Below are 23,979 nucleotides of genomic sequence, written 5' to 3'. Positions count from 1 at the left end.
AAAATTGAGAGCAGCAATTTTGGAAGAAAATAATGTTGTAAAGATTCAAGAAATTGAAATGCCAGAAATAAAAGATGAAGATGTTTTAGTACAGGTAAAATATTCTGGAGTATGTGGTTCAGACATACCAAGACTATTTAATAATGGTGCTAGATTTTATCCAATAATACTTGGACATGAATTTTCAGGAATTGTTACAAAGGTAGGAAGTAAAGTTGAAAATATTGTAGTAGGAGATAAAGTAGCAGTGGCTCCTTTAGAACCATGTATGAAATGCAGCGATTGTATAAAAGGGCATTTTTCTCAATGTAAGCATTACTCATTTATAGGGTCGAGAAAACAGGGAGCATGGGCTGAATATGTTACAGTTCCAGCTAAAAATGCAGTAAAACTTCCAGAGGGAGTAAGCTTAAAGGAAGGAGCCTTCTTTGAACCATTGACAGTAGCACTTCATGGATTGAGTCTTTTAGATTATCCAGTTAATAAGAAAATAGCTATTTTAGGAATGGGAACAATAGGACAGCTTGTACTTCAATGTGTGAAATCTTCTATTCAAAAAGAAATTACAGCAGTGGACATAAATGATGAGAAGTTAGAGTTTTCTATAGAACTAGGAGCTGATAACACATACAACCCGCTTAAAGCTACAGGAAAATTAAATGACTATGACTTGGTTATTGAAACTTCAGGAGTGCCAGAAAATTTTAAAAAGGCATTGGAAATAGCAGGAAATAAGGGAAATGTATTGTTTATAGGAACACCTCATGGAAATGTTGAATATACTCCAGTAGAATTTGAAAATATAAATAGAAAAGAATTGACATTAACTGGTTCATGGATGAATTATTCTAATATTTTTCCAGGGGAAGAATGGGAAATGGCAAATTCATTGTTTAAAGAAAATAAAGTAAAAATAGATAAATTAATTGCGAAATTATGTACATTGGATGAATTTCCAGAAGTAGTAAATAAACTTGAAAATAAAGAAATTCAAGGAAAAGTAGTTATAGAGTTTTAAGTTAAGATTATTTAAATGAAAATTAAAATGTTATAATATTCTTCTAGGAGGTGATTTTGAAAATGATAGGGATAAAAGAAGAAAATTTATTAAAAGAAATTTCTATTAAACCAAGGACTTTGGAGGAATTATCAAAACTTATGAATTTATCTGAAAGATCAATAAGATATAAAATCAAAGATTTGAATGATTTTCTTAAAGATGAAAAAATTGAAATAGAAGTTATTCTAAAAAAGAATATAGTAGAAATGATTGGAGATTTGAATCTTTTAGATAAAATTACATTTTCAAAGTTTAATTCATATATTTTTTCTCAAGATGAAAGATTAGAAGTACTCACAAATATGCTGTTCTTTAGTGAAAAAAAATTCCAGATAGAAGAATATCAAGATTTGGTAGGAATAAGTGAGTCTACTTTTAAAAAAGACTGGAAACTATTGAGAGAGAAATTTGATGATTTAGATATAAAAATAATCAATCGTAAATATTATACAGCCTTGGAAGCAGATGAGGAAAATATAAGAAATAACCTTCTTAAAAATATTGTTAAATATAAAATAAATTCAAATAATCTTATTTTAACCAATAAAATAATTAATATGTTTATTGATAATTATTTTAAAGAAATCAATTTTAATGATTTAGAAAATCTGTTGGAAGAAATATCAAGAAAATTAAATATAACTATGTCAGATGATGCATATAATATAATAAAATTTAATCTTGCAATAGCTTTAAAGAGGATAGAACAGTCACCACTAGATATAAAAAATATAAAGAATATTGAATTTTTAAAAAGTACTGAGGAATATAAGTTAGTAAGCAGAGTTTTAGAAGATTTTAACAGCTCATTCAGGAAAAAAAGTAATCTTTCAGAAATATTGAATATGACTGAATATTTGCTAGGAAGCCACTCATATAATTTTAAGTATTCTTTCTATGAAAACTGGATACATATAGAATCTATCATAGATAAGTTGATAAAAAGTATAGGAGAAGACTTAGAAGTAAATTTTCAAAAGGATTCTGAATTATTTGAAGGAGTTTTAAATCATATAAAGCCAATGATTTATAGAATAAGAAAAGGGATAAAATTAGAAAATACTATTACAAGGGAAATTATAGAAGAGTCACCTAAAATATTTTTATCACTTAAAAAGAATATTGGAATTTTAGAAAACTTTATAAAATGTAAAGTAGACGATGATGAATTGAGCTATCTATGTGTTTTCTTTAAACTGGCATTGAAAAAACATTATCCTAATTCAATACCTAGAGCAATAATAGTATGCAGCTTTGGTTATGGAATATCAAGAGTACTTGAAGCAAGACTAAAGGATAAATTCAATATTTCAATTATAGAAACACTTCCTCAAAATAAACTGACAGAAGAAAAAATAATAGAAGATGAAATTGATTTAATAATAACTACTACATCTTTAGAAAATGCAAATCTGAGTGTTCCTGTTTTAAAAGTAAGCCCTCTATTGGGAGCAGAGGATATAGAGCTTTTGAAAAAATATGGACTGAAAGATTTAAAAGTAAGTGAATACTACTCTTCTCTGATGAATATAATAAATAAGAACTGTGATATTAGAAATGAAGAGGAGTTGAAGAGGGAAATATCAATCTTACTAGGGTTAAATATGGGAAATAAGCTGAACATGGGTGAAGAAAATAAAGAATTTATAGATTTTATAAATATGAAAAATATTAAAGTAATGGAAGAAATCAGCAGTTTTGAAGAAGGGATTAAAATTGCTGGAGAAATGTTGATAGAATCAGGATATATAACTGAAGATTATATTAAAAGCTGTATAAAAGCTTTTAATGATCAAGGGGCATATATGATTATTGGAGGAAATACAGTACTGCCTCATTCAGATAATTTTAAAAGTGTAATAAAGACAGGATATAGTTTTCTAAAACTTAAAAAACCAATAATAGTGGAACAAGATGATGAAAATCTTTTGAATATTGAAAATATTATATTGTTAGCAAGTTCAGATGGAAAGAATCATCGTAACTCACTTCTTGATTTAAAAAATATGATAGATAAATATAAACTAGAAAAAAGTATCCATAATTGTAAAACAGAAAAAGAATTGTTAAAGAAATTAACTGATGTGAATAGTAAGAAAAATGGAGGTCAATTATGAAAAAAGTAATAGTAGCATGTGGGGGAGCAATAGCAACATCAACAATAGCAGGACAAAAAGTAAAAGAATTATCAGCTAAAATAAATATTCCAGTAGAAATAGTACAATGCAGAATCAGTGAAATAGATGCATTTTTAAATGGCATAGATCTTATAATCACAACTTCAAAAGTAAGAAAAGAATATGGAATTCCTCTTTTACATGGAATGCCGTTTGTTTCTGGAATAGGAGTAGAAGCATTAGAAGAAAAAATCACTAAAGTTTTAAAAGGAGAAAACTAAGATGATAGATAACTTCTTTTTAGACCAAGATCTATTTATAAAAAATTCAAATTTTAAAAATCAGAATTCTCTATTTGAAGAATTTGGAAAAGTTTTGATAAGTAAAAAATATGTCAGCTCTGATTATATAGAGGCAATAAAAGACAGAGAAAAACTGTATCCTACTGGAATATCTACTTCTTCTTATGCTGTTGCTATTCCACATGTAGATGCAAAATATGCAAAGACTAATACAATGTATGTGATTACTTCAAAAGATGGAATTGAATTTGAAGACTCAGAAGAGGACAGAAATATAAATGCTAAGATAATTTTTGGAATAATCATAAAAAGTCACGATTCACATATAGATTTTCTAGTTCAAATTTCTAGATTAATTCAAGATGAAAACTTGTTGGAACAGATTTATACAGCAAAAGATGCAAAAGAGATGAAGTGTATATTGGAAGATTATTTGAAAAATTAATTATAAAGTATAATTAGGGAGGAAAAATATGAATTTTATTAAGTATATATTGGATTTAGGGCCAACAGTAATGCTACCTCTTGTAATATTCCTTTTTGGAATTGCTTTAGGACTTAAGCCTGGAAAATCTTTTTCTACATCTATAAATATAGGAATAGGATTTGTAGGAATTTCACTTGTTGTAGGACTTATGCAGAGAAGCTTAGGTCCAGCAGCGGCGGCAATGACAAATAATTTTAATTTATCATTGGATATTGTAGATGTAGGGTGGCCGGGAGCTTCCCCAATGACATGGGCATCTAGTATTGCTTTGACTGCTATACCATTGGCTATAGGTGTGAATGTGGTAATGTTGGTAACAAAGATGACAAGAGTAGTAAATGTGGACATCTGGAATATCTGGCATATGACATTTACAGGGGCAATAGCATATATTGCTACTGGTAATTATTGGATTGGGCTTTTAGGAGTTGCTATTCATGCGGCTTTAGCATATAAACTTGGAGATTGGTTCTCTTATGATTCAGCAGAATATTTTGAATTGGAAGGAATAGCAGTTCCTCATGGAACATCAGCTTACTGTGGACCATTTGCTGTATTAGTAGATATGATTATAGATAAAGTACCAGGACTTAATAAGATAAACTTTAATTCAGATGATATAGAAAGAAAATTTGGTGTACTTGGACAGCCAGTTATGATAGGACTTTTATTAGGAATGATAATAGGAGCTTTAGCAAAATATGATGTAAAAAGAATACTTCAGTTAGGAGTAGAAGTAGCAGCTGTAATGTATTTGATGCCTAAAGTAGTGAAACCTATTATGGAAGGTTTAGCACCAGTATCTGAAATAGCTAGAAAAAAGTTATCTTCTAAATTTAAGGGAGAAGAATTTTTAATCGGATTGGATCCAGCTTTATTACTGGGAGATCCATCAGTTGTATCAGCAGGACTTTTATTTATTCCTTTATCATTGATAATTGCTTTAATTGTTCCTGGAAATAGAATACTTCCATTTGGAGATTTGGCAACAATAGGATTCTTTGTAGCGATGGCAGTAGGAGTTCATAAAGGAAATCTATTTAGAACAATAATTTCTGGAAGTATTATTATGTACATAACTATCTGGATATCTAATAAGACTATTCAGTATCATACTATACTTGCTGAAAATGCAGGAATAAAAGATACTATAGAAGTAGCTTCACTGGATCAGGGAGGATCACCAATAACATATTTAGTAACTGCTGCATTTAATAATAAAATGATTTCAGAAGGTGCAATAGGTTTTGGAGTGATTTTAGTTATATATATCATAGGACTTGCAGCAACAAGAAATAGATATATAAAATTAAAAAATGCAAATAGTTAAAATTAATATGAATGAGGAAGATAGTTATATAAATTAAAAAATATAAATTTAAAAAAATACCCTGTATTTTACAATACAAGGTATTTTTTTCTTCTATAAATTCTATTTTTATAAACAATTAATTTTATAATTAAAGGGGTAAAATCTTATTAAAACTGGAATTTAAATCCTACATAATAATTTCTTTCATATGCAGGGTCATATAAAAATTCATTAGTAGAAGAACTATATGAAACATAATCATAGTATTTTTTATCAAATACATTGTTTACACCAGCATATAGATTAAGGCTTTCAGTTGCTTTAAAGTTAGCTCTGATATTAGCTACAACATGAGCATTTTTCTTTCCGCCTTCATTATTGTTTGTTAGATAAGTTGCACTCTTATAAACAACATCTCCACCAATATTGAATCTCTCATTGAAAGAATATAATACACCTAAAGAAAGTTTATGATTAGGGACATAAGCAATTCTCTTTCCATCTAATTTTTCTCCATTATCATCAGCTTTTTTTACTTTTGCATGGACATAATTATAACTTTCATTAAAAGTAAATTTCCCTACTTCCTGTTTAGCTGAAAGTTCAAAACCATATCTTTCTGTTTTATCCAGATTTATATTTTCTATTGAATGCTGAGTATTAGAAGCATGTCCTGAACTTCTGATTTCATCATTTGTCAGAGTATAGAAAACAGCTCCATTTAATTCTGAAATTCCAAATGTATCTCTGAATCCTAACTCAAAAGTATTGTAAGTTTCAGAATCAAGGTCATTAAAGTAGTATACACCAGCTTTTGTAGGATCTGGATGAGTAGTAGCATATCTATTTGTGATTAAAGCAGGAGCAGGGGAAGTAAACCCTCTCTCATATTTTAAATATACATTACCAGTGTCAGAGTATAGATAATTTACTGCTAACTCAACTGCAAAATTATCTGCATCTTTTGTATTACCATCAAGATCCAATTTATTCCCAAAACTTTTTCTCTTCATATCATAGTCAGCTTTTTCATATCTGAATCCTTGAATAAATTCAAAATCCTGATATTTATATGTATTTAACACAAAGCCGCTAATAGATTCTTTAGTAGCTTTTAGATCGATATTAGCCATAGGGATTGTAGTACCCATTCTTTCCATATACATATTTTGTTTTCTGTGAAGTTCATTATCGATATATTCCAGTCCAAAGATAACACTGCTGTCATTTCCATATTTATATTTTAACTTTGCTATTGCACCTTTTTTTTCATCATCAAAGGCAGCTTTCATATTCATGTTAGTTGCAGCAGTGAGCATTTTATAGTGCATATCAGTATCTTGGAAATATCCTACTAAGTTCAATTCAATATTATCATTTATTTTTCCTGCATATTCTAGTGAAAACTCATCTTTATCTCTATCCCACTCATCAATATCTCCAGGTTTTTTTCCATGTTGTTTTCTGCTATCTTCTAACTGAGCTTTAGTTAAAGAGTTAGGAATTTCAGAATCACTGTTGTATTTTGAATATCTAAAAGTAAGAGAATGATCATCTGATATATCATATCTAAGTTTACCACTGAAATAATCTGAATCTTCTTCATTATACTTTCTGTATCCCTTAACTTCTTTTCTTGTATAGCCTAAATCTATATCAAGTTTTCCAATTGTATGTCCAGCAGAAACTTCATAAGTATTTCCTCTATAGTTCCCATAACTATATCCAGCAGTTGCTCTTGGTCCAGTCTGTTTTTTAGTTATGACATTTATTACTCCTCCAGAAGTTCCGCTTCCATAGAGAACTGCTCCACCACCAGGAATTACTTCAATTCTTTCTATCTGGCTGACAGAAACAGTATTTACAGGAGTCCCTACATGGGAAGTATCTGAAGCATTTGCACGGATACCATCAACTAAAAGCTGTACATTAGTCATAGCTTTTGCCATTCCCTGTCCTCTCATATCTATTACAGGCATTCCCATTTGGTACTGAACATTAACTGTAGGAACATCTTTCAAAACATCTTCAATTGATGGATAATGTTTTTCTTCAATTGTTTCGCTTACTACAATAGTTGGATTACTTGCTACATCCCTTACAGTAGTCTCGAAACCAGTACTGGAATAAATAACAGTATTTCCTAGATTTATTCCACTAGAATTATCAGAATTTGAATTAGCAAAAACTGTAGTTGAAATTAACAAAGAATGTAGAGCTAGTCTTTTAAAATTCATTTATTTCTCCTTCTATAAAATTATGTAATTGTGTGTACACTTACTTTAATAAAGTAAGACTGAATTTCCCCTTAGTCATATTTGTGACTATAATTTTGTAAATTGAATTAAATATGTATGTTAACGAATAAATTGATTTCATCTTTTTTATAATAATATTTTTATTTTATTTTGTCAACAAATATTTTGAATATAATAATATTTGAAAAGCAAGATAAAAAATGTATGTAAAAAAATAAATAAAATTAATTTGAATAAAGCATAATTTTTAAGAATATTGGTATGTAAAAAATAAGAAATAAATAGAAGATGAGCAGAGGAAATATTTCTATATAAAAAAACCACTTGCTGGGCAAATGGTTTTAGAGTTTTTATTATTTAATTTATTTTTATAGAAAAGAGGTATTATTTTTCTACTTTTTTTACTATATTGAGTTGATATAACTCTGTATTCATATATAATTCATTGTAATCAAAAAGTTCTCCATTAGATAAATAAGTAACATTTGATAGCTTTAAAATAGGTGTTTTAGCAGAAATTTTTAATTTTTCAGCTATACTTTCTGGAGGAAATACAGGAGTTATATTTTGATATGAAATAGCTATTTCCATTCCATGTTCTTTTGCATATTCATACTTAGAGCCTTCCAATATTTTAACAGAAATCTCGGGATGTTTAGATATTTCCATATATGTTTTTTCAAATAGGATAGGGTCATTATCTGCAAATCTGACTCTTTCAATATAATAAATCTTATCTGTAGGTTTCAATCCCATTATTCTTCCTATATGCTCTCCAACTTTTGTTATATAAAAAGTTTCCACTACAGACCATGGTTTTTTTCCCATATCAAGAATATCTTCTGTAAAACTTTTCAAAAGAGGGGAACGCTTTAGAGTATTTTCTTTAGATACAAAAGAACCTTTTCCCTGTATTCTGTATATAATTCCTTTATATGCCAGATTACTTAGGGCTTGACGAACTGTAACTCTGGAACAATTAAATTTTTCAGCTAATTCTGCCTCTGTTGGAAGAATATCATTAACTTTGTAATGATTGCTTTGAATTCCTTCCACTATGTAACTTTCTACCATTTGATATTTTGAAACTTTTTTATCTTCCATAATATTATCTCCTTGTTTTTATTTACAACTTTTAGAAAAATGATACAAGTTTTATATAATGTATAATACAACATATAATTTGTATTGACAAGTTATTTTTTATGAATTATAATCAAATAAATTAGAGTACACAAATGAAATGAAGTACATAAATAAAATGTGGAGGTTGATTATGGAAGGGAAAGTTAGTTTAAAAGACAATCTTTTTAACTTGGGACAACAACTGGGTAAGGCAATAATGATGCCTATTTCAATTTTACCAGTAGCAGGGCTTTTACTTGGAATTTCTGCTGCACTATCATCTGGAGCGGTTATAAAAGCTTATTCTGTTTTGGATAATTCAGTGCTGCAAGGTTTGCTTAAGTTGATGAATGCTGTAGGAAATGGGGTTTTTGCTGCATTGCCATTAATTTTTGCTGTGGGTATTGCTGCTGGGTTAGCAAAAAATGAAAAAGGTTCTGCTGGACTTTCAGCAGTTGTTGGTTATTTTGTTCTTTTAACAGGAACAGGAGCATTCATCAGTATATTTGGAAAGGAAGCTCCTGCTGGGGCAGATATCCGTCTTTATGGACAAGCTGTACAATTTGGAATAAAAACCCTTAATATGAATGTTTTTGGAGGAGTTCTTGCTGGTATTGTAACTGGTGTAGTTCATAATAAATACTACAAGACTAAACTTCCTGATGTATTAGCTTTCTTTGGTGGAGCTAGATTTGTTCCTATAGTTAATACTGTTGTGTTTATGTTTGTATCTTTAATTATGGTTTTTGTTTGGCCAGCAATAGCTGCCATGATAGCTTATTTTGGAGTTATGACTCAAGGTTTAGGAATATTTGGAGCATTTATGTATGGACTGGTTCTTAGAGGATTCTATGTTCTGGGACTTCATCATGTATTCTATCTTCCATTCTGGACTACAGCAGCTGGAGGAACTTTAGAAGTAGGTGGAAAAGTTATTGAAGGATGGCAGAGTATTTTCCTTGCTCAATTAGCAGACCACAATACAGTTCGTTATTTCTCAAATATTGCTCTTTATAATAGTGGAAGATATTTCCATATGATATTCACAATGCCAGCTATTTGTTTAGCTATGTATACAGCAATTCCAAAAGGATCAAAAAGAAAAGCTACATTTGGATTCCTGCTTTCTATTGGACTTACAAGTTTCCTAACTGGAGTTACTGAACCTATATCATTTGCTCTGTTATTTGCGTCACCTTTACTTTTCGTAGCAGAAGCAGTATCTTTCGCAATATCTTTCGTTATTGCAGCAATAGCTAAGATTACAATAGGTTCTACTTTCTCAGCTGGATTAGTTGAGTTCTTACTATTTGGAGTTTTCCAAGGAAATTCGAAAACTAATTATATATGGATACTTATCTTAGGAATTCCTATATTTGTAGTAAACTATTTCTTATTCAAATTTCTGATAGAAAAATTAAATGCTAAAACTCCAGGAAGAGAAGATGATGAAGAACAAGAGAAAAGCCTAAAAGGAAAATATACTTCTGGAGAAGCAAAAACTATAATTGAAGCTCTTGGAGGAATGGAAAATATTGCTGACCTTGATAACTGTGCTACTAGATTGAGAGTATCAGTTAAGAAACTTGATAAAGTAAATATTGATCTATTAAAACAAACAGGGGCACACAATGTTGTTACTAGAGGAAAAAATCTTCAAATAATTTATGGACCGACAGTAAACTTAATAAGAACAGAAATTGATGAATATGTTGCTACATTATAATCCATAATACATACGAGGATAGTGATTCTTATGAATGATAAAAATAAAAAAATAATAGAAGATATAAAAAATGGTTTGATTTTATCTTGTCAGGTAAAAAAGACTGACCCACTTTATCTCCCAGAAATAATTGAAAAACTGGTAATGTGTGGTGAATGGGGAGATGCCTGTGGATATAGAATAGATACACCTGAAAATATAGCAAAAATAAGAAAAATTACTAATAAACCAATTATTGGTTTGTGGAAGATAAATATTGAAACAGAAGATGTATTTATCACTCCAACAATGAGAGAAGTAGATGAAATAGTAAAAGCTGGAGCTGATATCATAGCAGTTGATGCTACAAATAGGGTGAACAGCTATGGAAAAAAAACCTATGAAATCATTTCTGAAATAAAAGAAAAATATCCAGAGCTACTGATACTTGCAGATATCAGAAATGCTGAAGAAGCAAGAGAGGCATTAAAGATGGGGGCTCATATGGTTGCTCCTACACTGTATAGATTTAATGATAATCCAAAATCTACTGATTCTCCAGATTTTGAAGAATTAGCAAGAATTGTAGAAGCTTGTGAAGGACTTGGACTTGTAATTATGGAAGGAAAAATTTCTTCTCCAGAAGAAGCGATTCAGAGCCTTTATCTTGGAGCTCATGCTGTTGTAATTGGAAGTGCAATCACAAGACCTCATCTGACAACATTGAGATTTACAAGTATTATGAATAAATATAAAAGAAAAATTCCATTAAAATACTAGATAGGTTGGTGAAAAGTTATGAACAAATACAAAATATTATGGAGTGATATGCATAGTAATCTGCATCACGAAAGCATAGATAAATTACCTGCATGGTTTGAACAGGTAAAAGATATTTTTGATTTCTGGCCATTTGCATATTATCCATATTATATGAGAAAAGATGAGTGTGGACTGGGAGTAGAGGATATTTATCCTATGGATAAAGTACAGGCTGATTGGGAATATATAAGAGAGTTTACTGAAAAAGTTAATAAAGAAGGGTTTCCTATGTTCATGGGGTATGAATGGCAGGGAGCTGGAAAAGATGGAGATCATAATGTTTTCTTTTTAGGAAATGATCAAAATCCATATTTTCCTCTTAGATATTCAGAGCTTGAAAAAAACTTCAGAGAAATAAGTTCTATAGCTATTCCGCATCACCTAGCTTATGAACTTGGTCATAGAGGAAAAAACTGGGAAACACATAATGATAAGTTTTCGCCATTTGTAGAAATTTACTCATCACATGGTTCAAGTGAAAATGATGAAAGTCAATTTACAATGGACAGACATATTCATATGGGACCTAGAACAGGAGTAACAGCTGTAGAAAAAGGATGGGAGAAAGGGCATCAATTTGGAGTTATAGCTTCTGGTGATAACCATTCTGTTCCTGGAGTATATGGTTTTGGTTACATTGCTGTACTTGCTGAGGATAATACAAAAGAAAGTATTTGGGATGCCTTTATAAATAAAAGAGTCTATGGAGTAAGCAAAGATAGAATAAAAGTAGATTTTTTAATAGATGATACTACTATGGGGGGGAGTGTAACTCCAAAAAAAGACTCTAAACTTGTACTTAATGTAGAAGCTTCAAATGCAATAGATAGAATAGAAATTATAGAAGACAACATCACAACTGAAATGATTCCTCATACTTCAACATGGGAAAAGGAATCTCTTGGTAAAAATGTTCGATTTAAATTTAAAGCAGAATTTGGATGGGGACCAGACAGAAGGATATTTCCTGATATAAATTCAAGAAACTGGAGAGGTTCTCTTTCAACAGAAGGAAAAATTCTATCTATTGAGAAATGTTGGAGCAACTTCGGTCAGCGTCTTTATGATGTGACAGAAAACAGCTGTAAATTTGATTTGACTTCATATAAAACAACAGCTACAGGAAAATGGATGGGGCCTAGTGCAGTTACTACAGAAGGATTTATATTTGAAATATCAGCTCCTATTGATAGTTTTGTTACTTTAATAGTTGATGGAAAAGAGTATAAACTCGAAGTGAAGGAACTGTTTGAATCTTCTAGACTGATACCATTATTGGAAGAGGCAGAAGCTCTTTTGAAAGACAGCTTTAACTTCACTGAGTATTACAGAACTGATCCTTGGTGGCACAATGCATATAAGATAAAACTTTCTAAAGCTGTTCCTGTTTCAGGATACACAAGAAAAATAGAAAAAACTATAGATACTACTAATGTTTCAAATATTAGAGTGAGAGTGTGGCAGAAAGATGGTGGAGCTGCATGGAGTTCACCTATATTTGTAAAATAAAGGAGGCTATCAGTAACAGATGAATGTTATATATATAAATACACATGACAGTGGAAGAATGTTAAGCCCTTATGGATATGATATTCCTACTGAAAATTTAAAAAAACTTGCAGAAGATTCTGTAGTCTTTACAAATGCTTTCTGTGCAGGACCTACTTGTTCACCAAGCAGAGCTGCTCTTTTGACAGGAATTTTTCCCCATCAAAATGGAATGCTTGGATTGGCTCAAAGAGGATTTTCTCTTTATAATCCAGAGAAGCATTTAGCCAATTTTTTAAAAAATAATGGATATAATACATGTTTATGTGGAATACAGCATGAATATGGATGGTATCTTGATTTAGAAAAAAATGGACTGCATAATTTAGGATATAATGAAATTATTACAACTGATTCTAAACCATTTAAGAAAGAAGAACTTCATTTGTGGGATAGAAATAATGCTGTAGAAGTAGTTAAATGGCTGGATAACTATGAGAATGACAAACCATTTCTTCTGTCTTTTGGAATGCACAGCACTCACAGGCCATATCCTATGGAGGTAGCTGATTTCATAGATGAAAGATATGTAGTTCCTCCTTATCCAATTACTAACAATGAGGAAAATAGGCATGATCATGCACAGTATATGACAACTGCTCACTATGCAGATGAAAATATAAAAATGATAGTAGATGCTTTAAAGAGAAATAATCTTTATGAAAATTCTATTATAATTTTTACAACAGATCATGGACTGGCTGTTCCATTTAACAAATGTAATCTTACTGATACTGGAATCGGAGTATCATTGATAATGAAAGTTCCTGAAGCTGCTTCTAATGGAAAGATTGTAGATAGTCTTGTTTCACAGATAGATGTATTTCCTACACTTTGTGAACTTCTAAATCTGGATAAACCTGAATACTTAGAAGGGAAATCTTTTGCTGAAGCTTTTGCAGATAACAAAGCTGTTCTTGATGAATATATATTTGCTGAAGTTAATTTTCATACATCATATGAGCCTATAAGATGTGTAAGAACAAAACGTTACAAATATATAAAATACTATGATGAAACTTGGAATAAAGTAAATCTTTCAAACATGGATGAATCTGTACCAAAAGATTTCTTGATGAAAAATGGATTAAAAGAGAAGATTAAATACAAAGAAGGACTTTTTGATCTTTATTTTGATCCAACAGAAAGAAATAATCTAGCAGATGATTCTAAATACCAAGAAGTTTTGGAAAAGTTAAGAAAAGTATTGTATGAAAAACAGGTAAAGACTGATGATCCTATCTTGAAAGGTGCTCTTGAAATAAAGAAGGGATACAAAGTTAACAAGGTAGAATGTGAAACTGCTTCAAGTAAAAATAAAAATGACTATGTTTCATATAATTAAAAAGTAAAATTTTTAATGGCTGTAGATAATTTAATTTGTCTATGGCCTTTTTGTATTAAGAGTATTATTTATAAAATTATGATATAATGATTAATAATTAGCTTATAGTAAAGAGGAGAAAATAAATGGATATTTTAGATCAGATAAAAGAAACTTCATATCTTTCTACTCAAAAAACAATTTATTACAGAAGAATAATGAGAGTATTTTTTCGTGAATACGAAAAAATGAAATTTCAATTATATAAAGAAGATATTTTTGAAGAAATAAAAAAGTATTCAGAATTTGATGGTTATACAATAGATGAGTTGAAATCAGATTTGGATATATTGGTAGAATGGAAAAATTTAACCGCTATACAGGATTCTAGAAAAGTTTATACTATAGCAGAATTTAAAAATAGAGAATATAGATATTCTATGAGTGAAAAATCAGTAATCATAGAAAGAATGACTGTGAGTCTAGAAAATCTTTATTTTGAAACAGGAAATTTATCTACTAATTATATTCCTAGAATGCAGGAAGCATTAGAAAAAATAAGATTACTTTTTAATAAAAAAGAAAATTATGATGAAATTTATGAATATTGGGAGAATCTTCAAGAAGATTTTAGAAAATTAAATCAAAATTATCAAGATTATTTAAGAGAATTTTATACTAAGAAAACAGAAAATTTAATGAAAACTATAGAGTTTATTGTATATAAAGAAAAATTTATATCTATTTTAAGAAATTTTGTAAGAGAATTACAAATAAACAGCAGTAAAATGGAAACTACTATAGATAATATAAAAGATGATATGGAAAAGGGAATTTTAGATTATATAATAAAAAATGAGGTAAAAAACCAAGAATTAAATTTGAGCAAAGAATTAAAAAAAGATAAAGAATTTGAAGATGAAATTGGAGAGAATATTAGAGGGAAATGGGAGTCGTTAAAAAATTGGTTTGGATCCAGCGGAATGAGAAAAAGTGAATACAGACAGGTAATGGATATAACTGAGGAGATAATAGGAAAAATAATTCAAAATGCTTTTTTTATAACTCAAAAGCAAAATTGGGGAGTAAACAAGAAAGAGGAATATAAAAAATTTATTAAAATGTTTATAGAATGTGAAGACATGGATGAAGCTCATAAACTTTCGGCACATATTTTTGGAATACAAAATATAAGACATTATGGAATGGATATTCCTAGAAGTACAGATAGTTCTGAAAATAGTGCTTACGATGAAGAGTATATGGAATATATTTTAGAATCGCATAATAGAACATATAAACCAAAGATAGAGAAAACAGGTTTTGAAGATAGAAAAAAGCTTAAAGAAGAATTGTCATTACTCTATAAGAAAAAATTAGAAGAAGATAGAGAAATGATAATGAAGTACTTACAAAATGGAATTTTAGATATTTCAAAAATAGATGAAAATATATCTTCAGAATTCAGAATATTTATATTAAATCTTATAACAAGTGCAAATATATCTGTAGAAAAAACAGGAAGAACAGAGTATGGTCAAAAATATAAAATGTCAGAAATGAAAGAAAAATTTGTATTGAAGTGTGAAGATGGTAACTTGGAAATGTCTAAATATATATTTGAATTTTTGGAGGATTAGAGTGAAAGAAATAAGACTTTTACTGGAAAATTTTTGGATAGATAGAGATAAAAATAAAGAAGAATATTTTGAAATTAAAAAAGAAAGAAAGGAAATAGAAAAGTTCTATATAGAAAGAACTGGTTGGAAAACACTTTTTACTGAAAAGGTAATAAAAGTAGAAAAAATACCTGCAAAAGCGGAATCTTTTATGGGAATAAATGAATTTCAAGATAAGATGGACTATTGTATATTATGTGGACTATTGATGTTTCTTGAAGACAGAGAAGATGGAGAACAATTTCTTTTAAAAGAGATGACTGACAGAATAGAATTTTATTTAAAAGATTTGCTAGAGATAGATTGGACAAAATTTACACATAGAAAATCTTTAGTAAGAGTTTTTGAATATGCTGAAAGAATAAGAGTAATAGATAAGACTGAGGGAAATATAAAAAAATATGGAGAGGATGAAGAAATAGAAGTTCTATATGAAAAAACAGGTCTTTCAAGATATTTTTCAGTTAATTTCGAAAAAGATATAATGAAATACACTTCATATGAAGATTTTGAAATAGAAAGAAATGAAAATATAGATATAAATAGAGGAGATTTTAGAACTAATAGAGTATATAGAAAACTATTGACTACACCTGCAATCTATTGGAATGAAACAAACGATCAGGATAGAATCTATATAAAAAATCAAAAACCTGTTATTGAAAAAGGATTGGGTAAATTTTTTAATGGAAAACTTCATATACATAAAAATGGAGCTTTTCTGATATTTGATAATAAGGATAAGATTGGAGAAATCCACCCTAAAGGAACTATGCTGGCAGAATTAGTACTTTTACTATGTAATGAAGTAAGAAAAAAAGTAATTAATAAAGAAGTGAAAAAAGAATTAAATGATATTGTATATATTTCTAAAAAAGAAATGGAAGATATGATGGAAGAATGTAAAAATAGATACGGAATAAATTGGAGCAAAGAATATAGAGAGATGAAAATTGAAAAAATATTTGATAATATTATAGAATATATGGAAAGCTGGATGCTGGCTGAAGTAGAGGGAGAAAAGATAGCTATATATCCAGCAGTTGGAAAGATAACAGGAGCATACTCTAAAAGATTAAAGCCAATAAAAGGGGAAAAAGATGAATAATCGTTGGAAAATGAACAGAATAGGATTTATAAATTTCTGGTTATATGATGAAGAAATATTCAATTTGGAAAATGGGAAAATATTAATAAGAGGAACTAATGGTTCTGGAAAATCTATAACAACACAAAGCGTGGTAAGTTTTATATTGGATGGGGATAGAAGCCCTGAAAGATTAGATACTTTTGGTTCTACTAGTAGAAAAATGGAATACTATTTTTTAGGAGATGGAGAGAAAGAGGACGAAACAGGATATATTTTTCTTGAATTAAAAAAAGAAAATGTGGAACAATATCTTACTATTGGAATAGGGCAGAGAGCACAAAAAGGAAAGCAGATGTCTTTTTGGGGATTTATTTTATCAGATGGAAGAAGAGTAGGAGAAAAATTTAAACTATACAGAGAAATTGGAAATAAAAGAATCCCTCTATCTAAAAATGAATTAGAAAGATTATTGGGAGATAAGAATAAAATAGCATATGGTCAAAGGGATTATATGGATATGATAAATAAAGAACTTTTTGGTTTTAGTGATATCAACTATTATAAAAAGCTTATAAAATTTTTATTGAAAATAAGAACATCTAAACTATCTACAGATATAAAGCCAATGAATGTTTACGAAATACTGAATGATTCATTACAAGTGTTGGAAGAAAGAGACTTGAGAGTACTTGTAGAGAGCCTTGAAAAAATGGATAGTATGCAGAAGAGAAATGAAGAGCAAAAAGAAGCTCAGAAAAGTATAAATATTATAAAAAAAGAATACGATAAATATAATAGATTTATTTTAGGGAAGAAAGCTATAACATATTTTGAAGCAAAGAAAGAGTATGAAATATTAAAAAAAAACATAGATAAATTAATAAAAGAAATAGAAAAATTGGAAAAAGAATCTAAAGATAATAGTGAAATTAAAGTAAAAATAGAAAAAAGAATTGAAGATATAGAACAGGAAAATAGAATTTTAGAATCTATTGACTTAGAAAAAACTGTAAATGAAATGTTGATTACTAAAAGAGAATTTCAAAATAAAGAAAAAGAAATAAAAGAAGAGGAAGACAAGTTAGAAGAACACAATACAGAGCTAAAGAGACAAGGAATTAGAAAAAGAGAAGAAGAAAATAGAATAGAAAGTGTAAAGTATAAAATAAAAAAAATATATCAGGAATTGAAAGATATAAATGAAACTCTTTTATTTGAAGGACATTTAAAAGATGAAAATGAAATATTTCAGAAAGAAATAGCAGAAAAATTAGAGTCCATAAAAAATAATTTGGAAGTTTATCAAAAAAATATAAATCTAGGTCTTGAAGCATTAGAGAAAATGAAAAAATTGTCAGAAGATTTAGAGAAAGAAGAGGAAGAAGTAAATAGTTATAGAAACGAGAGAGATAGAATAGAAGATGAAATGTTAAAGGCTCAAGGAATGGAAGAAAGAGCCAGAGATAATCTAGTAGAAAATTTTTATATTTTAAAAGAGAAAAATGAGTTTTTAAAAATTTCGAAAAGTGATTTGGATAAAATTATTGAATTAATAAAAAAATATGAAGGATTGATAGAAGCTGGAGAAATAAAAAAAATATTAGAGAAAAACTATAATTTGAAAAACCAAGAACTTCAGCAAGAAAAAATAGAGTTAGGACATATAAAAACAGTTAAAACAAGAGAATATAAAATTGAACTAAAAGAATTAGAGGAATTAAAGAATATGGAAGATAGTGTTCCAATGAGAAAAGATGAAGTAATTCAATGCAGAAAAGACTTGAAAAAGGCAGGCATAGAGTTTATGGCTTTTTATGAAACAGTAGATTTTGCAGAAAATTTATCTGAGATTGAAAGAAATACACTGGAAGCACAACTAAAAGATAGTGGAATACTTGATTCCTTAGTTATTCCATACGAAGAGAGAGAAAGAGCAAAGGACATAATAAGTAAATATTCAGATATTATAATCACTAGTAAAAAAAATTCTGACAAGAATTTTAAATACAATAAACTTGTTGCTGAAAATATAAGGGAAAATGTAAAAGAAGTTATAGAAGACTTTTTTAAGAATATATCTCCATCAGAGCAAGAAAAAAATGAGGATATTATTATTTTAGAAAAAGATGGATATTTTAAAAATGGAGTTTTAGAAGGGTACAGTAGCAGTAAAGAAGAAGCTTCATATATAGGGGTTCAAACAAGAAAAGAAAAATTACAGAAATATATTTTAGAAAAAGAAGAAAAATGTGCAGAGTTGTTACATGAAATAGAAAATTTTGATCTTATGATAGAAGATATATCTAATAAAATATCAGCTTTAATTGAAGAATATAAAAATGTACCTCTGTATGATGATTTAGATACAAGTATAAAATTAAAAAAAGATATAGAATATGCTTTTCAAAAAATTAAAAATGAATTAGAAATAAGAGAAGATAAATTAAATAGAATTAAAACCGAATATAGAGAATGGAATCAAAAGGTAATAACTAGATGTAGAATACTTCCTTTTGAGAAAAAGGTAGCAGAGTATAAAGAAGCAGAAACAGCTTCAAAAGAATATCTGAAAAGTATATATGAACTTGAAAATCAATTAAGAAACTATCAAAGTTCTAAATATGAAATAATAAGAACTGAAGAAATGGAAGGAAAATCGGAAGAATTAATAGATTTTTATAGAGATAAAATAAGAAAAGGGAAAAATGAATTAGAAAAATATCAAAAAGCTATAGAAAAACTGCAAGAAGTTTTAAATAGTCCTAAAAATGTTGCAGCAGCAGAGAAATTAAAAAATCTTAAAGAAGAAAAGTTAGAACTAAAAGAACAATATGATAAAGCAGATAGAAATATTATTAGAGTTGATACAACTATTCAAGGAAGAGAAGAAATATTAAATTCTGAAAATAAAAAGGTTGAAGCAAAAGAAAGAGCAGTAGAAAAAACACTTGAATATTACAAAGAAGAACTTTCTTTAGGATATGTAGTGCAATATGAAAAAGGAGAAGAGGAAAAACTTCTTGAAGAAATTCTCAAAAATGTAAAAGATAGTGAAAAAACAACAGAGGGGATAACTGTATCTCTGATGAAAAAATTTAATGATAACAGCAGTAGATTGTATGAATACATGGCAGCTACTGAAGAAATTTTTGAAGATGATTATGAGTATTGTAGGAAGAGAATATATATAAGAATGATTAATAATGGTAAAAAATTATCTTTGTATGAGTTTGAAAAAATTCTTAGTGAAGAAATTGAGCAGAGAGAATATGCTATTGAAAGAGAAGATAGAAAGCTTATAGTAGACATTTTATCAGGAAATATAGGACATAAATTAAATGATCAGATTTATGAGAGTAGAAAATGGATAAAAGAAATGTCTAAAATAATGTCAGAAATGGAAACATCTATGAAAATGAAATTTTCTATGGAATGGAAACCTAAAGAAAAACTTAATGAATCTGAATTAGAAATAAATGAGCTGGAAATATTATTAAGAAAAGATGGAAAGTTATTGCCAGCTGAAGACTTACAGAAAATATCAGAACATTTTAAAAGCAAACTAAATTTAATTAGAGAAGAGATGGAAATTAAAGGCGAAGAAGTAAACTATATAGATTCTATAAGAGAGATTCTAGACTATAGAGAATGGTTTGAATTTAGAATATATTATCATAGAGAAGGGGAGAATAAAAAAGAACTGACTAATAATGCTTTTAATAGATTTAGTGGTGGAGAAAAGGCGATGTCAATATATATTCCTTTATTAGCAGCAGCATCTGCTCAGTATAAAAAAGCAAAAGAGGATTGTCCAAGGATAATAGCTTTAGACGAAGCTTTTGCAGGAATAGATGATAAAAATATAAGCAGTATGTTTGAGTTGATAGACAAACTTGATTTTGATTATATCATGAATTCACAAATATTATGGGGATGTTATGAAACTGTAAAAAAATTAAGAATAGCAGAATTAATAAATAGAAGAGATTTAAAAATGGTAAAAGTTAATCATTTCTATTGGGATGGAAAGAAAAAAACTCTAGAGATGTAAAAGGAGCAAATGTTAATGTTGAATGAATGTATTAGATATTTCAAAGAAAGTAAAGGATATAAACGTATATTTCAGCAACTAAAAGATAAATATATATCTTATGGGAAACTTTCTGGAAATATAGTAATAGATAATCCAGAAAAAATTGAAGTAGAAGCTATAAAAGGATTGCTGGGAAGAGTAATGGAAGGAAATAAGATAAAATTTAAAATATCTGAATTTGAAAAAGTTTTAAAAGAATCAAGGTTTAGAGAAATTGAACTGATGGATCTTTTAGAGGGATACTTTTCAGAGAGCATTATTACTAAAAAAGAAAAAAAGATAGAAAAAGAAATGTCTAAGGAAATTTTTTTTCAAAATATAAAAGAGAGATTAAAAATAGCAGAAGAGTATAATGAAACTGCTGCTGAATTATTAGAAAAAATAATTAGGGATAAGGGATCATTTTATAAACATGATGCTGATAATACAGAAACAGAAAATATGATATATTTTACAATAAAAGCTATAAATTTTTTAAAAAAATCAAAGGAAAGAATAAAAATAGCCATATTAGGAGCTGAAATAACTTCTAATCCACACTATTTTGATCGTGGTATGCCAGCAGGACAACTCCTTTTAAATTTACTGTTTCATATTAATAATATGGAATATACAAAAGAAGCGGAAAAAGTTCTTGAGCTGTACTATATTTCAGGAATAGAAGTAGATACTATCTCTAGTTTCACCACTGCTTTTGGAATAAGTCTTCATACAGAAAAAGGAATTCACCAAGCATATGAAGAATTTATAAAACAATCAGAAGAATATATAATCACTATGTCTAACTTGAAGAAAGTAATAAAAGCTGACTGTAAAAGAAAAAAGGTTTTTATTGTGGAAAATCAGATGGTATTTTCATACTTATGTGAATATTTTAAAGATAAAGAAATAGCTTTATTATGCACTTCAGGTCAGCTAAAAACAGCTTCTTTAATTTTAATAGACATGTTATGTCGAAAAGGATGTACTCTTTATTATTCTGGAGATATTGATCCTGAAGGAATTGAGATAGCAGATAAGCTTATTCAAAGAAGAGGAAGTAAAATAATTCCATGGTGCTTTACAATAGAAGATTATAAATTAAATATATCAGAAAAAATTATTTCAGAAGAAAGTATGAAAAAATTAGAAAAGATAAAAAGTGATTGCTTTATTGAGCTTATAGAAGAAGTAAAAAATAAAAAAAGAGCAGGGTATCAAGAATTAATTCTTGATAAAATGAAGGAAGATATTAAAAAAATAAACTGGGACTTGTAAATTAAAAAAAGGTGAAAATGAGATTAGAGATTAAATATAAAAGCAGAAAGAGATATGGTATAATATAAAAGAATGAGATGAAAGAGAGGTGTAGATTTATGAAGGAGCTGCCAATAGGAATAGATGATTTTAAAAATATAATAGATAATGATTATTTTTATGCAGATAAGAGTCTGTTTATTGAAGAGATATCTAAAAATATAGGGAAAACACTGTTATTTACAAGACCAAGAAGATTTGGAAAAACTTTAAATATGTCTATGCTGAAATATTTTTATGATATAAAAGGAAATAAAAAAAATAGAGAATTATTTAAAAGTCTAAATATAGAAAAAACTTCAACAATGGTTGAACAAGGTCAATATCCAGTCATATTTATTTCTTTTAAAGAAGTTAAATTTAATACTTATGAAAAATTGTTTGAACAGGTTAAAATATTGATAAGTGAAGTGTACAGAGAAAATATTGATATTTTAGATGACTTGAATCCAATTGATAAAGAGCTGTTTATTAATTATTTAAAAAAAGAGGTAAACGAAGTTGAAGCAATTAATTCTTTGAAATTTTTGTCACAATTATTGTATGATCAATATGGAAAAAAAGTAGTTGTCTTAATTGATGAATATGATACAGCTATTGTTTCAGCATATGAAAATGGTTACTATAAAGAAGCTATGGAATTTTTTAGAGGATTGTATAGTTCAACTTTAAAAGGAAATAAGTATCTCTATATTGGTGTAATGACAGGAATATTAAGAGTAGCCAAAGAAGGAATATTTTCTGGATTGAATAATCTAATGGTTTACAGTATATTAGATGATAACTATTCACAATATTTTGGGCTTACAGAAGATGAAGTTGAATCAGCTTTAAAATATTATCAAATTGAATATAAATTGGAAGAAGTAAGAAACTGGTATAATGGGTATAAGTTTGGAAATACAGAAATATATAATCCGTGGTCAATTTTGTACTATATAGAAAGTAGATTATTAAAATCATATTGGGTAAATAGCTCAGATAACTTTTTAATAAACGAGGTTTTAAAAGAAGCTGACAATGAAATTTTTGAAGATTTAAAAAAATTATTTTCAGGAGAAAGTGTAGAACAATATATAGATGAAAATTTACTGTTTGATGATTTGACTGTACAGAATAGTTTATGGTCTTTACTCCTATACACTGGATATCTTTCTCTTGATAAAATAATAACTTCTGAAAAAATTTCTATGAAAATACCTAATAGAGAAATATATTCATTTTTTAGAAAGGTGTTCTTAGAAAAAATTTCTAATAAGAATACAAGATATTTTGAAGATATGATTACTAATTTAAAGAAAAAAAGAATTATAGGAGAAAATTCATTTGAATCTAATTTAAGAAGAATACTACAGGTGGCAATGAGTTCTTATGATAACAAAGAAGCTTTTTATCATGGATTTGTATTAGGTTTGATGGTAATACTGGAAAAAGAATATGTAGTTCTTTCTAATACAGAAACAGGAGATGGAAGAGCAGATATAATATTAGAACCTAGACATAAAAATCATACTGGTTATATATTTGAATTTAAGTTGTCTAAAGTAGAATCAGAGGAAAAATTAGAATATCATGTAAAAGAAGCTTTGGATCAAATAGAAAAGAAAAAATATACTGCTATATTAGAAGAAAGAGGAATAAAAGATATAGTTAAAATAGGTATAGCTTTTTACAAAAAAAACTTGTTAGTAGATTATAAATAGAATTTTTATTGTGAAAAATATTATTGTGAATGCTACAGAGAAATCTGTAGTATTTTTT

At 28.2% G+C, this 23,979-nt stretch carries 16 protein-coding genes; 14 read left to right on the top strand and 2 right to left on the bottom strand.

The window, feature by feature from the left end:
• Positions 1-4: 4 nt before the first annotated feature.
• The 5 genes from C4N20_RS03410 (at position 5) to C4N20_RS03390 (ending at position 5,296) form a co-directional block, all read left to right on the top strand.
• Positions 5-1,018 carry a galactitol-1-phosphate 5-dehydrogenase gene (locus C4N20_RS03410; RefSeq protein ID WP_005980853.1) on the top strand — a complete coding sequence of 338 codons (1,014 nt, stop codon included), beginning with the start codon at positions 5-7 and terminating at the stop codon, positions 1,016-1,018.
• A 62-nt stretch (positions 1,019-1,080) separates the two neighbouring features.
• Positions 1,081-3,177, top strand: coding sequence for a BglG family transcription antiterminator (locus C4N20_RS03405; protein ID WP_005980855.1), 2,097 nt, complete (start codon positions 1,081-1,083; stop codon positions 3,175-3,177).
• Entirely contained in the window at positions 3,174-3,458 is a 285-nt protein-coding gene (gene gatB, locus C4N20_RS03400) for a PTS galactitol transporter subunit IIB (RefSeq protein WP_005980856.1), read from the top strand. Before C4N20_RS03405 ends, gatB begins: the two co-directional genes overlap by 4 nt.
• Before the next feature lies 1 nt (position 3,459).
• The gene (locus tag C4N20_RS03395) at positions 3,460-3,924 is read left to right on the top strand and encodes a PTS sugar transporter subunit IIA (RefSeq protein WP_005980858.1); all 465 of its coding nucleotides are present in this window, start codon (positions 3,460-3,462) and stop codon (positions 3,922-3,924) included.
• A gap of 28 nt (positions 3,925-3,952) precedes the next feature.
• A complete protein-coding gene (locus C4N20_RS03390; RefSeq protein WP_005980860.1) occupies positions 3,953-5,296 on the top strand; it encodes a PTS galactitol transporter subunit IIC in 1,344 nt (447 codons plus the stop codon).
• A 149-nt stretch (positions 5,297-5,445) separates the two neighbouring features.
• Here the strand turns inward: C4N20_RS03390 and C4N20_RS03385 are convergent, their stop codons facing one another.
• Positions 5,446-7,515 carry a TonB-dependent receptor gene (locus C4N20_RS03385; protein WP_005980862.1) on the bottom strand — a complete coding sequence of 690 codons (2,070 nt, stop codon included), beginning with the start codon at positions 7,513-7,515 and terminating at the stop codon, positions 5,446-5,448.
• Positions 7,516-7,920: 405 nt separating this feature from the next.
• Complete coding sequence (locus C4N20_RS03380) at positions 7,921-8,640, bottom strand: GntR family transcriptional regulator (RefSeq protein WP_005980865.1); 720 nt, start codon at positions 8,638-8,640, stop codon at positions 7,921-7,923.
• Between the two features lie 172 nt (positions 8,641-8,812).
• Between C4N20_RS03380 and C4N20_RS03375 the strand changes: the two genes are divergently transcribed.
• From C4N20_RS03375 to C4N20_RS03335, 9 genes are all read left to right on the top strand, one after another.
• Positions 8,813-10,387 carry a PTS transporter subunit EIIC gene (locus C4N20_RS03375; protein ID WP_005980866.1) on the top strand — a complete coding sequence of 525 codons (1,575 nt, stop codon included), beginning with the start codon at positions 8,813-8,815 and terminating at the stop codon, positions 10,385-10,387.
• A gap of 30 nt (positions 10,388-10,417) precedes the next feature.
• Complete coding sequence (locus tag C4N20_RS03370) at positions 10,418-11,146, top strand: N-acetylmannosamine-6-phosphate 2-epimerase (RefSeq protein ID WP_005980868.1); 729 nt, start codon at positions 10,418-10,420, stop codon at positions 11,144-11,146.
• Positions 11,147-11,164: 18 nt separating this feature from the next.
• Positions 11,165-12,697: a DUF3604 domain-containing protein gene (locus tag C4N20_RS03365; protein ID WP_231940478.1), complete on the top strand. Its 1,533-nt coding sequence runs from the start codon at positions 11,165-11,167 to the stop codon at positions 12,695-12,697.
• 19 nt (positions 12,698-12,716) lie between these two features.
• The gene (locus C4N20_RS03360; protein WP_005980872.1) at positions 12,717-14,081 is read left to right on the top strand and encodes an N-sulfoglucosamine sulfohydrolase; all 1,365 of its coding nucleotides are present in this window, start codon (positions 12,717-12,719) and stop codon (positions 14,079-14,081) included.
• Positions 14,082-14,206: 125 nt separating this feature from the next.
• Positions 14,207-15,700 (top strand): TIGR02677 family protein, encoded by a 1,494-nt coding sequence (locus C4N20_RS03355; protein WP_005980874.1) that lies wholly within the window; start codon positions 14,207-14,209, stop codon positions 15,698-15,700.
• A 1-nt stretch (position 15,701) separates the two neighbouring features.
• Positions 15,702-16,847, top strand: a complete 1,146-nt coding sequence (locus C4N20_RS03350; RefSeq protein WP_005980875.1) for a TIGR02678 family protein — start codon at positions 15,702-15,704, stop codon at positions 16,845-16,847.
• On the top strand, positions 16,840-20,880 hold the full coding sequence (locus C4N20_RS03345) for a TIGR02680 family protein (protein ID WP_005980877.1): 4,041 nt from the start codon (positions 16,840-16,842) through the stop codon (positions 20,878-20,880). Before C4N20_RS03350 ends, C4N20_RS03345 begins: the two co-directional genes overlap by 8 nt.
• A 15-nt stretch (positions 20,881-20,895) precedes the next feature.
• The gene (locus C4N20_RS03340; protein WP_005980879.1) at positions 20,896-22,179 is read left to right on the top strand and encodes a TIGR02679 domain-containing protein; all 1,284 of its coding nucleotides are present in this window, start codon (positions 20,896-20,898) and stop codon (positions 22,177-22,179) included.
• Positions 22,180-22,277: 98 nt separating this feature from the next.
• Positions 22,278-23,921: an AAA family ATPase gene (locus C4N20_RS03335; RefSeq protein WP_005980881.1), complete on the top strand. Its 1,644-nt coding sequence runs from the start codon at positions 22,278-22,280 to the stop codon at positions 23,919-23,921.
• Positions 23,922-23,979 lie beyond the last annotated feature (58 nt).

This window comes from Fusobacterium ulcerans (assembly GCF_003019675.1).
GTDB lineage: Bacteria > Fusobacteriota > Fusobacteriia > Fusobacteriales > Fusobacteriaceae > Fusobacterium_A > Fusobacterium_A ulcerans.
This window is presented reverse-complemented; position numbering and strand designations above follow the sequence as displayed.